Source organism: Micromonospora sp. WMMD1102 (genome assembly GCF_029626265.1).
In the GTDB taxonomy this organism is placed as follows: domain Bacteria; phylum Actinomycetota; class Actinomycetes; order Mycobacteriales; family Micromonosporaceae; genus Plantactinospora.
Genome location: NZ_JARUBN010000001.1, coordinates 756,985 through 771,340, shown reverse-complemented (window position 1 = coordinate 771,340; position 14,356 = coordinate 756,985). Strand labels below are relative to the sequence as shown.

Annotated in this window: 15 protein-coding genes; 3 read left to right on the top strand and 12 right to left on the bottom strand. The window is 70.3% G+C overall.

Features of this window, described 5'->3' with window-relative positions:
- Positions 1-12: 12 nt before the first annotated feature.
- Both O7626_RS03655 and O7626_RS03650 read right to left on the bottom strand, forming a co-directional pair.
- Positions 13-1,098, bottom strand: a complete 1,086-nt coding sequence (locus O7626_RS03655; protein WP_278059236.1) for an iron ABC transporter permease — start codon at positions 1,096-1,098, stop codon at positions 13-15.
- A gap of 205 nt (positions 1,099-1,303) precedes the next feature.
- Positions 1,304-1,459, bottom strand: coding sequence for a hypothetical protein (locus O7626_RS03650; RefSeq protein ID WP_278059234.1), 156 nt, complete (start codon positions 1,457-1,459; stop codon positions 1,304-1,306).
- Positions 1,460-1,556: 97 nt separating this feature from the next.
- On the opposite strand from O7626_RS03650, the gene O7626_RS03645 reads away from it, so the two are divergent.
- The gene (locus O7626_RS03645; RefSeq protein ID WP_278059232.1) at positions 1,557-2,318 is read left to right on the top strand and encodes a class I SAM-dependent methyltransferase; all 762 of its coding nucleotides are present in this window, start codon (positions 1,557-1,559) and stop codon (positions 2,316-2,318) included.
- A 310-nt stretch (positions 2,319-2,628) separates the two neighbouring features.
- On the top strand, positions 2,629-3,222 hold the full coding sequence (locus tag O7626_RS03640) for a copper resistance CopC family protein (RefSeq protein ID WP_278059230.1): 594 nt from the start codon (positions 2,629-2,631) through the stop codon (positions 3,220-3,222).
- A 125-nt stretch (positions 3,223-3,347) separates the two neighbouring features.
- On the opposite strand, the gene O7626_RS03635 is transcribed toward O7626_RS03640, so the two are convergent.
- The 7 genes from O7626_RS03635 to O7626_RS03605 form a co-directional block, all read right to left on the bottom strand.
- Positions 3,348-3,755, bottom strand: coding sequence for a hypothetical protein (locus tag O7626_RS03635; RefSeq protein ID WP_278059228.1), 408 nt, complete (start codon positions 3,753-3,755; stop codon positions 3,348-3,350).
- A gap of 131 nt (positions 3,756-3,886) precedes the next feature.
- Complete coding sequence (locus tag O7626_RS03630) at positions 3,887-4,672, bottom strand: ABC transporter ATP-binding protein (RefSeq protein ID WP_278059226.1); 786 nt, start codon at positions 4,670-4,672, stop codon at positions 3,887-3,889.
- Positions 4,673-5,758 (bottom strand): iron ABC transporter permease, encoded by a 1,086-nt coding sequence (locus O7626_RS03625; RefSeq protein ID WP_278059225.1) that lies wholly within the window; start codon positions 5,756-5,758, stop codon positions 4,673-4,675.
- Positions 5,755-6,885: an ABC transporter substrate-binding protein gene (locus O7626_RS03620; RefSeq protein ID WP_278059223.1), complete on the bottom strand. Its 1,131-nt coding sequence runs from the start codon at positions 6,883-6,885 to the stop codon at positions 5,755-5,757. Before O7626_RS03620 ends, O7626_RS03625 begins: the two co-directional genes overlap by 4 nt.
- Entirely contained in the window at positions 6,882-8,159 is a 1,278-nt protein-coding gene (locus tag O7626_RS03615; RefSeq protein WP_278059221.1) for an MFS transporter, read from the bottom strand. Before O7626_RS03615 ends, O7626_RS03620 begins: the two co-directional genes overlap by 4 nt.
- Complete coding sequence (locus O7626_RS03610; protein ID WP_278059219.1) at positions 8,156-9,343, bottom strand: SagB/ThcOx family dehydrogenase; 1,188 nt, start codon at positions 9,341-9,343, stop codon at positions 8,156-8,158. The genes O7626_RS03615 and O7626_RS03610 overlap by 4 nt, the downstream gene beginning before the upstream one ends.
- Positions 9,344-9,684: 341 nt before the next feature.
- Complete coding sequence (locus tag O7626_RS03605) at positions 9,685-10,848, bottom strand: MFS transporter (RefSeq protein ID WP_278059218.1); 1,164 nt, start codon at positions 10,846-10,848, stop codon at positions 9,685-9,687.
- Positions 10,849-11,329: 481 nt separating this feature from the next.
- Here O7626_RS03605 and O7626_RS03600 point away from each other — a divergent pair, with 481 nt between their 5' ends.
- Complete coding sequence (locus tag O7626_RS03600; RefSeq protein ID WP_278066047.1) at positions 11,330-11,890, top strand: sigma-70 family RNA polymerase sigma factor; 561 nt, start codon at positions 11,330-11,332, stop codon at positions 11,888-11,890.
- Positions 11,891-11,892: 2 nt separating this feature from the next.
- On the opposite strand, the gene O7626_RS03595 is transcribed toward O7626_RS03600, so the two are convergent.
- From O7626_RS03595 to O7626_RS03585, 3 genes are all read right to left on the bottom strand, one after another.
- On the bottom strand, positions 11,893-12,738 hold the full coding sequence (locus tag O7626_RS03595) for a zf-HC2 domain-containing protein (RefSeq protein ID WP_347404744.1): 846 nt from the start codon (positions 12,736-12,738) through the stop codon (positions 11,893-11,895).
- Positions 12,739-12,995: 257 nt separating this feature from the next.
- Positions 12,996-13,586 (bottom strand): vitamin K epoxide reductase family protein, encoded by a 591-nt coding sequence (locus O7626_RS03590; RefSeq protein ID WP_278066045.1) that lies wholly within the window; start codon positions 13,584-13,586, stop codon positions 12,996-12,998.
- A 56-nt stretch (positions 13,587-13,642) separates the two neighbouring features.
- Positions 13,643-14,290, bottom strand: a complete 648-nt coding sequence (locus tag O7626_RS03585) for a thioredoxin domain-containing protein (RefSeq protein ID WP_278059215.1) — start codon at positions 14,288-14,290, stop codon at positions 13,643-13,645.
- Between the last annotated feature and the right edge of the window lie 66 nt (positions 14,291-14,356).

Below are 14,356 nucleotides of genomic sequence, written 5' to 3'. Positions count from 1 at the left end.
CGGATCGGGGGCTCAGGCGCCGGTGGCGTGCAGACGACGAATCAGGATGACCAGGAACGGCGCACCGAGCAGGGAGGTGATGATCCCGATCGGGATCTCCTGCGGGGCCAGTAGGACCCGGGCAAGCACATCGGCCCAGACCAGCAGGATGGCTCCGAGCAGCGCGGCGACAGGTACCACCCGCACGTGCGGGGCGCCGACGAGGCGTCGGGCCAGGTGCGGGACGACGAGCCCGATGAATCCGATACTGCCGGCGGCGGAGACCAGCACGCCGACGCTGAGCGAGACCGCCACGAGCAACCGCATCCGGAACCTGTCCGGCGAGACACCCAGAGTCTGCGCGGTCTCGTCACCGATGGCCAGTACGTCGAGCCGCCGTCCGGCGACGGTCAGGTAGAGGATCGTGCCACCCAGCACGACCGCGGCCACCAGAAGCAGGGCGTCCCACCGCGCCAGCCCGAGCGACCCGAGAAGCCAGAACATCACCGACCGGGCGCCCTCGGCCGACCCGGACGCGAAGATCAGGAAGCTGGTGGTGGCGTACAGGGCGTAGCCGACCGCGACCCCGGAGAGCAGCAGCCGAATCGAGGTAACCCGACCACCGCTGCGGGCGATCAGGAAGACCAGCAACGACGCCGCCAGCGCGCCGACGAAGGCGCTCGATGGCAACGCGTACTCCCCGAAGCCGGCACCGGCCCCGAACAGGATCGCGGCAGCGGCACCGCTGGACGCCCCGGAATTGATACCCAACAGGTACGGGTCGGCCAGCACATTGCGCACCATGGCCTGCAACGCCACACCGCACACCGCCAGCCCGGCACCGACGAGCATGCCGAGCAGCACCCTCGGCAGGCGAACCTGCCACACGATCGCCTCCTGCGGCAGGGTCCAGGTCACCTCGCCGGGCACGCCCACGAGCTGATGGCCGATGATCCGGGCCACGGTCACCGGGGCGATGCCGATCGCGCCGGACCCCACCGCGACCACCCCGGTCAGGACCAGCCCGACCACCAGCGCGATCAGCCAGAGCCCGGTCCGGCGTCGCTGAGCCCCGACCCCGAGCAGGTCCTGCTGGCCCTTCTCCAGGGCGGTGGCCATCGCGACTCCCAGATGCACTCTCGTGGTTCTTGCCAGAATATGGCAAAAACTAGCAGCAAGATCAAAGGAGGTGGAAGGCATCCGAGTCGGTGTTCATTCACACCATGCCCGGACGACTACCTACGGTAGGGAGCGCTACATACTTCCTGCTCTTCGACGAGGTGTGCGTAACTGTTAGGGCGGTCGCACGACGCCGTGGCGGCGTTCAGTACCCGACCAGGATCAGTTCCGGCGTCACGACCTCAGCAGTCCGGTCCGCAACGGCGTTGGCGTCCGACCTCTGCCCTGTGACGTTGTCCTGGCGCAACGTGACAACCTGCGCGAACATCGGGCACCACAGCGCACCGACCGCGAACTCCAAGCCGTGACGGCTATCGGCGGCGGACGCGTCGTCTCGACGAACGCGGCGCGCCGACGAGGTCTGGACGCCAACCGGCCAGGTAACTACCGTTACGGATATGGATCCTTACGTGGTCACCGCGCCGTCAGCCTGGCAGGAGAGCTGGGACCGTCAACAAGAGGCGTACCTTCCGGACCGGGAACAGCGCATCGCCGCGATGCTCGACGCCGTGGCCGCTGACACCGATCGGCGCCCGCCACGGCTCCTCGACCTCGCTGGCGGCACCGGCACCATCACCCTGCGTGCCCTGGCCCGGTTCCCCGACGCCGAGGTCACCCTCGTCGACCAGGATCCCGTCCTGCTCGCCATCGCCGCTGCGTCACTGGTTGACCGCGCGGCCATCGTCACCGCCGACCTCAACGAACCCGAGTGGGCTGCCACGCTGCCGCGCGAGCACTTCGACGCCGTGCTCACCGCCACCGCCCTGCACTGGCTACCCCCGAACCGGCTCACCCTGCTGTATGCCGAGGTCCGCGAGTTGTTGCGCCCGGGCGGGGTGTTCGTCAACGCAGACCACATGCCTGACGACGGGCTGCCGACGCTGACGAAACGGCTGTCCGCCGACGCCGAGGCCCGTCGCCAGGCCCGGTACACCGCCGGCGCGGTGCTGTCCTGGCGAGCGTGGTGGGACCACGTCGCCGCCGATCCCACCCTGGCGCCGCTGGTCGAACGCCGTGAGCGGATCTACCCCGACGGGCACGCCGCCGAGTGGACCCCTCCGGCCTCCTGGCACCTGCGTGCCCTGCGTGACGCCGGCTACACCGAAGCCGGACTCATCTGGCGAGGTGGCGCCGACGCCGCCGTGGCCGGCGTCCGCTGAGGTCAGCGACCGCCCGGGTCGACACCTAACGCGTGACGACCAGTCCCGACAGTCATCCGGCAGCCGCGAAAGCCTGCCCGTGCGTCAGCTTCGCGCTAGGAAGCGGACGCAGGGCCACCAGGCCACGATGTCCGGTAGTGGAACCAAGGGCACCATGCGCTGCGGTACGAGTCGGAGCCGTCACAGGAGTCGCTCGCGGCGTTCTCCACGGCTTGCCACGAGACCTGGGCGCCATTGGACCTACTCGCCAGCTATCCAACCGACCGGGTGCGTTCTCGTCTCGACGGCGGTGGGAAGCTACCGTGGCACGGTGACCCGGAACCGCCTGCTCGCCACCGCCGCCGCCCTCCTCGTCGGGGCGCTCCTCGCCGTCTCGCCGGCCGGTCCGGCACACGCGCACACCGAGCTGAGCCGAAGCTCACCCGCGGCCAAGAGCACCGTCAGCAAGGCGGTGACGGCCGTGACGCTCACCTTCAGCGGGCTGATCAAGAAGCCCGGCACCAGCGTGGCGGTAACCGGCCCGGACAAGGTCTCCTACAGCGACGCCGACGCGCAGGTCCTGGACAAGACCATCACGCAGAAGGTGAAGGCACTGCCCGTCGGCACCATCACGGTCACCTGGCGCACCGTGTCCGCCGACGGTCACACCATCAAGGGCACCTTCACCTTCACCAACAGGTTCGCGGCCCCCACCCCCACCGCCGAACCGACGCCGACGACCGACCCGACCCCAACGGCGGCTGCTACGACGCCGTCGGCCCAGTCGCCCGCACCGGCTGCCGCCAGCAGCGACAGCGGAACGCCCTCGACCCTTTGGTGGCTGGTGGGCGTGGTCGGGCTGCTCGTACTCGCCCTGCTCGGAGGTCTGCTCCTGCGCCGCCGCAGGTCGTCGCCCACTACCTGACGTCAGGACCGCCCGGGACGGACGGGCGATTCGACAACGCGCGGGCCGGCCGTCGCGAACCACCGCTCAGGTCAGGTGCGCCGGCTCGGCGAGGTCAGGACGGGAGCACCGCGTCCCCCGGCCGATCACCGGACGACCAGCTGGCAGATCACCACACCTGACCTGTGAGTTTCGACCTCGAACAGCCCGGCCTGGTCGGCCACGAACTCAAGGGTCGCCGCACCGCGTGCCGGCAGTTCCTTGCGCACGTCGTAGCCGTGCACATGGACCTCGTCGGCGATGTCTGTCGCGACGGTGATCCGGACCGTGCTGCCCCTGGCGACGTCGACCCGCTCGGTCGCGGGGGTGACCCGGCCCCCGTTGACGATGACGGCGATCTCGACCGGCGCCCCGGCGACGGCCGGCGCCGGCCGGGCGGCGTCTGACCGGGTACCGCCGCCACAGGCGGCGAGGGATACGACCAGCGTTGCGGCGGCGATCGCCAGCGTGCCGGTGATGAGGTGGCGGCGGCGGCTTGCGTGGCAGACGTCCATACGGTCTTCCTTCCCCGAAGGCGGCACGGTGATCGTGTCTCTCGGAGTAGTCGATCATCGATGGTCGCGAGTTCCGGACCTTCTCCGGCGGTGCCGCCGGGTGGTGCTCGCCGAAGCCGTGTTCGAGTTGGCTATCCGGTCCTGCTGGGGGTGCCGGGGCGCAGGATGAGGTGGGGTGCGCCGGTGTCTGGTGTGGTGGTCACGTGGGCGTGCACACCGAAGACGTCGCTGATCAGTTGTGGGGTGAGGATCGTGTGCGGGTGGCCCTGCGCCACGAGATGGCCGGCGGCGAGGACGTAGACGTGGTCGCAGTAGGTGGTGGCGAGGTTGAGGTCGTGCAGGGCGGCCAGGACGGTGGTGTCGGTGGCGGCGACCAGGTCGAGCAGTTCGAACTGGTGGCGTACGTCGAGGTGGTTGGTGGGTTCGTCGAGGACCAGGACGGGTGCCTGTTGGCTGAGGGCGCGGGCGAGCAGTACCCGTTGTTTCTCTCCGCCGGAGAGGGTGGCGAAGCGGCGGTCGGCCAGATGCAGGACCCCGGTGTGGGTGAGGGCGTCGGTGACGATGCCGATGTCCCCGGCGGTGTCCGGCGCGAACGGGCGCTTGTGCGGAGTGCGTCCCATCGCCGCCATCTCGTAGACGGTGACGTCGAAGTCGGAGTGAGTTTCCTGCGGTAGCGCGGCGACGAGTTGGGCGGCGCGGCGTGGCGGAAGCCGCGACAAATCTTCGCCGTCGACCAGGATGCTCCCCTGCCGCAGCGGCAGGTGCCCGTAGATGGCGCGCAGCAGGGTGGACTTGCCACTGCCGTTCGGGCCGATGATTCCGACCCGCTGTCCGGTTCGAGCGGTGAGGTCGACACCGCTGACGATCGGGATGCCGGTGAGGGCGATGTGGACGTCGCGCAGGGTCAGGGTCGCCATTTACAGTCCGGTGGTGTCGCGGGCGCGGGTGTGTACGAGCCAGAGGAACAGTGGGGCACCGATGATGCTGGTGACCACACCGACCGGTAGTTCCTGAGGGTGCAGGGCGGTGCGGGCGGCGATGTCGACCGCGACGAGGAACGCGGCGCCGGCGAGCGCGGCCAGGGGTAGGAGTCGGCGGTGGTCGCTGCCGACGAGGAGTCGGGTGGCGTGCGGGATGATCAGGCCGATGAAGCCGATGCCGCCGGCGAGGGCGACCATGACGCCGGTGAGCAGAGCGATGATCAGGAACAGGTGCCGGCGGATCCGGGCGGCGGGGATGCCGAGGCTGGCGGCGGTCTCGTCGCCGAGGAGCAGGGCGTTGAGTGGTCTGGCCTGGGCGAGCAGGGCGATCACGGCCACGGTGAGGACGGCGGCGGGTAGGCCGAGGGCGGCCCAGTTGGCTTCGGCGAGGCTGCCGAAGAGCCAGAAGAGCACGGAGTGGGTGGTGCCGGGGTCGTCGGCCTGCAGCACGAGGAAGCTGGTGACCCCGGACAGGGCGTAGGTGACCGCCATGCCGGCGAGCACGAGCCGCAGCGGGGCGAGGGTGCCGCCGGCACGGGCCATGGTGTAGACGACGGCGAACGCGCCGAGCGCGCCGACGAAGGCGGCCAGGCCGGGCGTGGCTGCGCCGAGTGGGGTGACGCCGGTGACGATGACCGCGACGGCGCCGACCGCGCCGCCGTAGGTCAGTCCCAGGACGTACGGGTCGGCGAGGGGGTTGCGGACGAGGGCCTGGGTGGCGGCGCCGGAGACGGCGAGACCGGCGCCGACCAGTGCCGCGAGCAATGCCCGGGGCAGCCGCAGGTTCCAGACCACGGTGTCCTGGCTGGCGCTCCACGCGGTCGGGTCGCCGTGGCCGGTCAGGTGCCAGACGATGATCCGGGCTATCGTGTCGGCCGGGATGTCGACCGTACCGAGCAGCACCGAGCCGGCCAGTCCGGCGACGAGCAGCCCGGTCAGGGCGGCGTAGATGAGCCAGGTGCTGCGGCGGCGCCGGCCCGGGCGGGTCGGCACCGAGACGTCCGGGTGTCGGGTGGCTGTCACCTGGCGGGGTGCAGTTGTCCGGTGAGGTCGACGACCGCGTCGGCGTTGCGGACCCCGCCGACGGATGCCTGCTCGTAGACGAGTCGGGCGAACCGTTGCTGGGTCACGGCCGCGACGCCGCGCAGTGCCGCGCTGGTACGCACGAACTTCTCGGCCTCGGCGAACCGGGACGCGTTCGCGGCAGGGTCGCCCTGGTCGTAGATGACGATCAGGATGACCTGTGGGTTACGGGCGACGACCTCTTCCCAGCCGACCTTGGTGTAGGCCTCGTTACGGTCGCTGAAGACGTTACGGCCGCCGGCGGTTTCGATGACCGCGTTGACCGCCTGCCGGTTTCCCGGGGCGTACGGGGTGGCGGTGCCCTCGTCGTACTCGAATGGGAAGACGGTGGGGCGGTCGCCGTCGCCGAGCTTCCCGACCTTCTCGGTCACCGTGGTGATCTTCTGCCGCATCTCGGTCGCGACCCGGGCGGCCCGGTCCGGTACGCCGAACATCCGGCCGAGGTTGTCCAGGTCCCGCCATACCAGGTCGAATCCGGTCTGCGGGCTGGTGACGGCCGACTTGCACGCCGTCGACAGCGCCAGGTAGGACGGGATCCCGTCGCCGGCCAGCTCCTGCTGCGACATGGCACCGGCGGCCTCGAAGTTGCTGCTGAACCCGCCCAGGACGAGGTCGGGTTCGGCGGCCAGGAGTTCCTCGCGGGGAACTGGCTTGTAGCCGCTGCCGGCGGTGTACTTACCGGACAGTGACGGGAGTTTCGCGACCTGGGCGGCGAATCGGGTCGGCAGGCTGCCGGGGCGGGGCGCCTGCCCGAGCGCCGCGACGCGGTCACCGAGATCGAGCCAGAGCAGCAGTTCGAGGACGCTCGGGGTGAGCACCACTGCCCGGCGAGGCGGTGCCTTGATGGCCACCTCGACTCCGTTGCAGTCGGTGACGGTGACCGGGGTGAAGCCTGCCGGCGCCTCGGCCTGCCCCGCGCGCTCCGGCCGGTCCGCACAGCCTGCGGTCAGCAGCAGGGCAGCCGTCGCGGCGACGACGGCGCGAGCAGCTGTGGCGAGGTCACGCGAATGGTTGACGGTTTCGCGTGCGGAGCGACGGCGGGTGGGTGACGCGGGGGGAAATTTCATCGGGCACCTTTCTCGGTGGTGGGGGTGGGTGGCGCCAGCGGTGGTCGCGCTGTCGGCGTGGCCTCGACGCTCTTCTCCGCTCGGCCTCTGCCGAGCGCGCGTGTACCGGCGCTGGCGACAGCGGCGGCAAGGGCGGCGAATCCGGCGGCGACGGCGAACACCACCGACGCTGGCACGTCGGCGTCGGAGAGCAGACCGGCGACGAGGTTGCCGAGCGCTGAGCCGGTGAAGGTGGCGGTGATCCCCCACGCGAACGCCTCGGTCAGGGTCCCCTGCGGTGCGCAGCGGCCGACGAGTTCGAAGTTGCAGATCACCAGCGGGGCCAGGAAGAGCCCGGCCGACACCGACAACACCACCAGCGCGGGCACGCTCGGCGCCAGCGCCAGTAGCGCGACCCCGCCGGCGTACCCGGCGAGGATCAGCCGGATTCGCACGGCCGCGTCCGCCCGCCACGCCCGAGCGCCGTAGAGCAGTCCGCCGAGCAGGCTCCCCGCGCCGAAGGCGGCCAGCGCCAGGCCACCCGCGGCCGGGGTGGATTCCCGATCGGCGAACTCCACGAAGCCGAGCCGCAGCATTCCCAGCAGCGCCCCGGCCAGGACGCCGATGGCCAGCAGCACGCCGATGCCCGGGGAACGCAGCGGACCGGCCAGGCTGCCCCGGCGGCGGGTCGGGATCCAGGACCGCGACGGCGGCAGGGTACTGAACCACAGTGTGCCGCCGAGCAGCACGACCGCGCAGCCGGCCAGCGCCCAGCCCGGCCCGGCCAATATGCTGACGGCGCTGACCAGCAGTGGACCGGCCACGAGGGCGACGTCGAGGACCATGGCGTCCACCGCCAGCGCGGTGCGGCGGATGTCGTCGTCGGTGATCACCTGCGACCACAGCGCCCGGGCCGCGGCGGCCACCGGGGGCAGCGACAGGCCCACCGCCGCCGACCAGACCGTCAGGGCGACGGTCGTCGGCCGCAGCTGGGCGGTCACGAGCAGGCCGGTGAACGCGACGGCGTTGGCCCCGGCGGCGAGCAGAAGCGGCCAGGTCTGGCCGTACCGGTCGACGAGCCGGCCGTGCACCGGCACCCCGACGCCGTAACCGACTCCGGTCGCGGCGGTCACCACCCCCGCCGCCGGGTAGGAGCCCGTCCGGTCCACCGCCAGCAGCAGCACCGCGAAGACGTACGCCTGCAGCGGCACCCGGGCACAGACACCGACAAGCAGCAGTGACGGCACCCACCGGTGCCGCCACAACCGCCGATACGCCGACAACGAGCCGCTCACCCGCCGGCGCGCTCGTCCGCCGGATGTGGTGCGACGAGGCGAGCCGGATCGGTCAGCCGGGCTCGGGTGATCCCCGCCGGCATACCGGTCTCCGCCAGCACCGGGTCGCCGGCACCGAACATGTAGAGGGATCCCTCGGCGAAGCCGTCGACGCCGAGGGCGCTGTCGAGTTCCTCGTCGCGGAACGCCGCGCTCTGCCAGGCGCCCAGCCCGACCGCAGTCGAGGTGAGCACGAACGTCTGCCCCAGGTGCCCGGCCGACAGTAGGGTCACCCGCAGCGCCCGGGAGTGCCGGTACTTGTACATGGTCCGTTCGAAGACGACGGTGACGAAGCAGACGAACGCCGACGGCGTGCACATCTCCGACTCGTAGGTCAGCCGGTGCAGCCGGTCCCGGTCGAAGGCGGCGTCGACCAACTCCAGCGCGTGTGCCTCGGCGTTGTAGTGGTAGAGCCCTGGCGGGACGTCCTGCACGTCGAGGACGGCGACGTAGCCCTCCAGTTCGTGCCGGGCACCGCCGCACGGGCTGGTCCGCAACATCAACGTGCCCAGGTCACCGGCGTCGTAGAGCTGCATCGGCGCGAAGGTGTAGAACAGCACCGTCGACAACTGCGCCAGACTTGTCGCCGCACCGGTGAACACCCGGTGCGTCCGACGACGGGTCAGCACGTCGCCGAACGGGTCGGCCAGCGGCAGGAACGCCCTCGGCAGGTACACCCGCGGCGCGTCGGGATACGACTTGAAGATCGCTGGAGGGGTTCCGCCGGTCTCCCGTACCCATCGGGCGTCGGAGCGGCGCTGTTCGAGGCTGTCGCCGGTGTAGATGGTGTTGCGGGTGCCGAAGTGGAAGAAGCGGGCCTCCTCCCCCCAGTCGCGCCACGCCCGCAGGAACCGCTCCTCGCGTTCGGCGGCGGTCCGGTCGAGCAGCAGGCCGGCGTCGACCAACGCCCCGACCGCGTCGTGGACCGAACCGGCGTCGAACTCCCCGAGGCCGGCCGCCACCTTGTCCACCGTCGACCAGTCGGTGAAATACTCGAGCAGTTCCACCGCTTGCCCGTCGACGGCCACCGCATTGTCGGCCTCGGAATCTGTCGAACGGCTCTCCAGGTAGTTCTCGGCCGTCAACTCCCCGTCGTGCCAATAGATCATAAGGGTCTGGGCACGCCGGAACTCCGCTTGCGTCATGCCATTCTCCCTGCTGCAGGAGCCACGTTCCGAACTCGAAGGGTCGCCGCCGGAGGAGCAACTCCGGCGGCGACCTTCTTACCTGCTGGCGACCTGTCAGCCGTGGTTGTTCAACAGCCAGCTACGGGTCTTCTTCCGACGCACCACGATCTTGATTCGCTTCTTGACCATCGTCGGTCCTCCTCCCCCGGAAGCACCTCGGCTCCCGGATCTGGACAGCAGTTAATCCAGTAGTCGCCCCGGGACAGGCGGTAGTTCCGGGTGATTTTGGAACATCAATGCCACCTGTCGCAAGCAAGCACGATTGATCAAGGAAAAGAGATCGCGAGGGGTTCAGTAAGTCAGGAGCCGGGCCGACTCCGCCGCCGAGCCACCGCCAGCACGAGCGGCGGGAGCAGGATGCACTGGGCGGCGACGGCCAGCCAGAACCCTGGCAGCTGACCGGCCTGCTCGAACGATCCGTACACGGTGCCGCCGACGACGCCGCTGAGGAAGGAACCGACCCCGACCGCGAAACGCTGCTGTCCGAAGACGACGGTCGCGGACCGTTTCGAGCCGGCCAGCGCCATCAGGTCGTTCTTGAGGAGCAGTACCGCGTTGCCGACGCTGATCGCGGCGACCCCGGCTCCGATGGTGAACATGTCTCCGCCTGCGAACGCGACCATCCCCGTCGCCAGGCAGCCAAAGCCGAGCATCATCGCCGCTGGATAACTCATTCGCTCGACCCGCTGCGCCACGAGAGGTTGCACGAGGACCAGACCGAGCGAGTACCCCATCATCGCCGCACCGTAGAACAGCGCGGGCACCCGTCCCTCCGCGTAGCTGGAGAGGTACTGGTAGAACTGCATGTAGAGGTAGATCGACAGGGCCGTGACGACGAATGGCAGCACCGCGATGCCGTGCAACATCCGGTAGTACGGCTCGACCGGCGGGACGTTCTCCACCACCCGCTCCCTGGGCAGCAGGAAGTGCCAGACGCCGAGAATGACGTAGACCACGGTGACGACGGTGAACAGGCTGCCCGGATGCCGAATGAGCAGAGCACCCAGCACCGGCCCGAGAGCAACGCCGAGGTTGCTTGCGGCATTGCCGGCCGAGACCAGCCGGGGACGCTGCTCGGGGTCGGCTCCGTATATGAGGTAGCTGCGGTACGCCGGTGAATACAGCGACCCGCCGCTGGAGATGAGGAACAGGCCCGCGATGGTGAACATCGGGTTGCCCGCCCCGAGAAGGAACGCACTGCCGCCGAGGCTGTAGAGGACCATGGCGCCACGCAGTGCGCGCTGCAACCCGATCCGTTCGGCCAGCACCGCGCTGAGCGGTGCGCTGGCGAACTGCACCAGGGTGGCGACGCCGAGCACGACGCCGACCTGGGCCATCCCGACGCCCATCCGGTCTCGTAGCAGAACGGCGAGGTACGGGTAGACGGAGAAGGAGCTGACGTTGAGCAGCAGACCGCCCGCCAGCAACGCGAACTGGGCGCCCGTGAAGGGGTGGCGCCGCAACGGGCCCGGCCAACGGCGCGAGGCTGGCCCCGTCCGGGGAGAGGCCGGAGCCGCCATCAGCCGACCCGTACGCGCGCCGCGCCCGAGGCCGCCTCGCCGGGGCCGGAGTGCCGCTCGTCGCACCAGCTCACCAGCTACCTCCCGGCCCCAGCCCACGGGCGGCACGACTCGGCTGCGTGCTCGTGGTGACGGCTATCAGGCGGACACTACCCGCTTGCCGGGACGGAGCCCGAGCCACGAGTCCTGACGTTGCGGGCATGCCCACCAGTCTCCAGAGCCGGCCGGTCCTACCAGCGACTGAACGACGCCGTGTTCGCATATCTCATCAGCTGGTCGGCTATTGACTTGTTTCGATTTGATGAAGTCTTCTTAACCCTGGCCTTGGACGGCGAGGGTGAGGAACGAGGACGATGGTGGTCCATCGGCTGTCCCGGCGCCCTTGAGCATGCGTGGATTGAGGAATCGTGGCGCGATGACCGGCATCAGCAGCAACGCGACCGTCACCGAGTTGGCGCTGGCAGCGGGCCGGGGCGACCGGAAGGCGGCCGCGGCGTTCGTGGCCGCGACCCAGCGAGACGTATGGCGGTTCCTAGCCCATCTGTCCGGCGCCGCCGAGGCGGACGACCTGACCCAGGAGACGTACCTGCGGGCACTACGCAGCCTGCCCACGTTCGCCGGCCGCTCCTCGGCCGCCACCTGGCTGTTCACCATCGCCCGCCGGGTCGCGGCCGACCAGGTCCGCGCCGCCGCGAGCCGCTCCAGGCTGGTCGGGGCCAGCGACTGGAGCAAGGCCGCCGATACCGGCCGGACCGACGAAGCTGCCCGGTTCGAGGAAAGCGTGGTGCTACGCCACCTACTCGACGGCCTGTCCACGGACCGACGGGAGGCGTTCGTGGCCACCCAGGTGCTCGGACTCTCGTACGAGGAGGCGGCACGGGTGTGTGACTGCCCGGTAGGCACGATCCGGTCCCGGGTCGCCCGTGCCCGGGAGGACCTGCTCACCGCGATGGCCGAACCGCCGCGCAGGCTCCGAGCCATCTGACGTCAGGCGGCCCGGCGTTCGCCGGCACAGGCGTGTGCGGTTCCGGACGGTCGGCTCTGCCCCGAGATCAGCCGCAGGTCTGGCACCGGTGGCGGCTCTGGGTCGAAGGTGGCCCGCCACCGCCGCCGGGAGTCCTGCCGATCGGCGGGCGGCGTCTCGGAGCCGCCGCCGAGCCGTGACATGACCAGGATGACCACGTAGCCGGCGGCGACGATGCCGTGGCTGAGAACCCGGGCGAGGTCGACCCGACCGGCTATCAGATCGTTGGTGGTGAGCAGGCTCAGCACGCCGACGAAGACGGTGAGCATGGGCACGATGCCGGCCGGGCGGGTGCGACGCAGGGCGATCCAGGCGAAGCCGGCGCCGATCGCGACATTCCACGCGGCGGACTCGTGCCACAGATGGCCGCCGGCATCGGCGCTGGCGGAATGCAGACGGTGGGCGACGGTGGAGCCCCCGATCTGGGCAGCGCCGAGGAGGAACTGGGCGATACCGAGGGTGCCGAGCAGGAGCCGGAGCACGGTCACCAGACGGGCTCCGGCCGGACCGGGTGCCGCGTCGAGGACCATGTCGTCGACCCGGACGTTCGTCCGTGCCGGGCCGGTGCGGGCCAGGCGGGTGATCCTGGCGGCGGCCTCGTACCAGCGGCGGCAGGCAGAGCATTCGGCCAGGTGAATGTCGGTGGCGGCGCGCTCGGCCAGGCTGTCCTCGCCGTCGAGGCACGCCGAAAGAAGCTCTCGGAACTGCTCACACCCCATGCACCGGTAGTCGGCCGCGAACGCCGCCCGGTTCCCGGCAATCCCCTTCCGGTCCGGGCGGCCGTCCCGGTACGCGGCAGGCTTGACCAACCGCAGCGGCGACCAGCCCGCGACAGTCGGTGGCCTCCCGAGCAGCGCCTTGGGCCGCAGCGGGTGCCGCCGACACCACCGCGCCGATCAGCCCGGCCGACGCCGCCCCGCACCACGCCGCATCGTTCCTCGATCCTTCCGCACACTTCCGCCGATCGTGTCAACATGTCCTGTCATCGCGCCCGCGAAGCCCGTGTGCCAGGCGCCGGCACCGCCCGTGCCGCCGACCGACCTGCTCCCGATCGGGCCTCTTCCCCTCACCAGAGCGTGCGCCAATAGTCCCAGAACCGCTGTCCGATCAGGCCCGCCAGCAGGAAGAACCAGAGCATGACCGCCACCGTGTGGTAATCGACCACCGCCGAAACCGGCCTGCGTAACCAGGACGGCACCGGCAGGTGTGCGTCGTGCAGGTTGTGGAGCGTGACGTACCAGAACAGCACGATCATGACCACCCAGACGACCATGCAGTACGGACACAGCGCACCGATCCGGTAGAGGCTCTGGAAGAACAGCCAGTGCACGAAGACCACGCCGAAGACCGTCCCCGCCTGGAGCCCCAGCCAGCACCACCGGGGCAGCACCGCACCCGCGAGCACGACCACCCCGAGCGTGGCGACCACGGCGAACCCGGCCACGCCGATCAGCGGATTCGGGAACCCGAACACCTCGGCCTGTGGCGTGGACATAACCGAGCCGCAGGAGAGCACCGGGTTGATGCTGCAACTCGGCCGGTAGGTCGGGTCGGCCAGGACGTGGAACTTCTCCACTGCGAGGGTGAACGCGGCGACGCCGCCGAGCACGCCGCAGACGGCGAGTACCCACCCGATGATCCGTACGGCGAACGGCACCGCTTCGGTCGCCTCGCCAGGTGGCCCGGCGTCCACCGGGACCGCCGTCGGAACGCTCACTTGGCCAGGGCCGCGTCAACGGCCGCCTTCAGTCCGGCGTACGTCGGCTGCCCCTCGAAGCGCTCACCGTTGACGAAGAACGTCGGCGTGCCCTGTACGCCGACCGCGATGCCGTCCTCACGATCGACCCGAATCCGTTCGGCGATCGCGGGATCGGTCAGATCGGCCTGGTACCGGGCCAGGTCCAGCCCGATGGCGCGGGCGTGCTCCTCGAAAACCGGCTGCAGACTCTCCTGCTTCCCGCCCCAGGACTGCTGAGTCTCGAACAGCCTGCGGTACATCTCCTCGAACTTGTCCTGCCGGGCGGCGGCTTCGGCGGCCCGGGCCGCGTTCTCGGCGTTGGCGTGCGAGTCGAGCGGGAAGTTGCGGATCACGTAGGTGATCCGGTCCGCGTACTCGGCCCGGAGCTGCTCGACCCCGGGATAGGCGGCACCGCAGGAGGGGCATTCGTAGTCGAGGAACTCCACCACGGTGACCCGATCGTCCGGGGCCGAGGTGAGCCGGTGGCTGTCGGCACGCACCAGCCGTTCGGCAGCGGCCTGGCCCGCGCCGTCCTCGGTGTTGCGGACCACCACGAGGAGCACGGTCAGGCCGACGAGGATGACCGCGAGAAAACCCAAAGTGATCTTCGTGTTACCGCTCATCCCCCGCCGGCTCATCGCCCTGGCCGCCTTCGCACCGCTCTTGTTCCGGCTGCCGCCCTTTCCCCC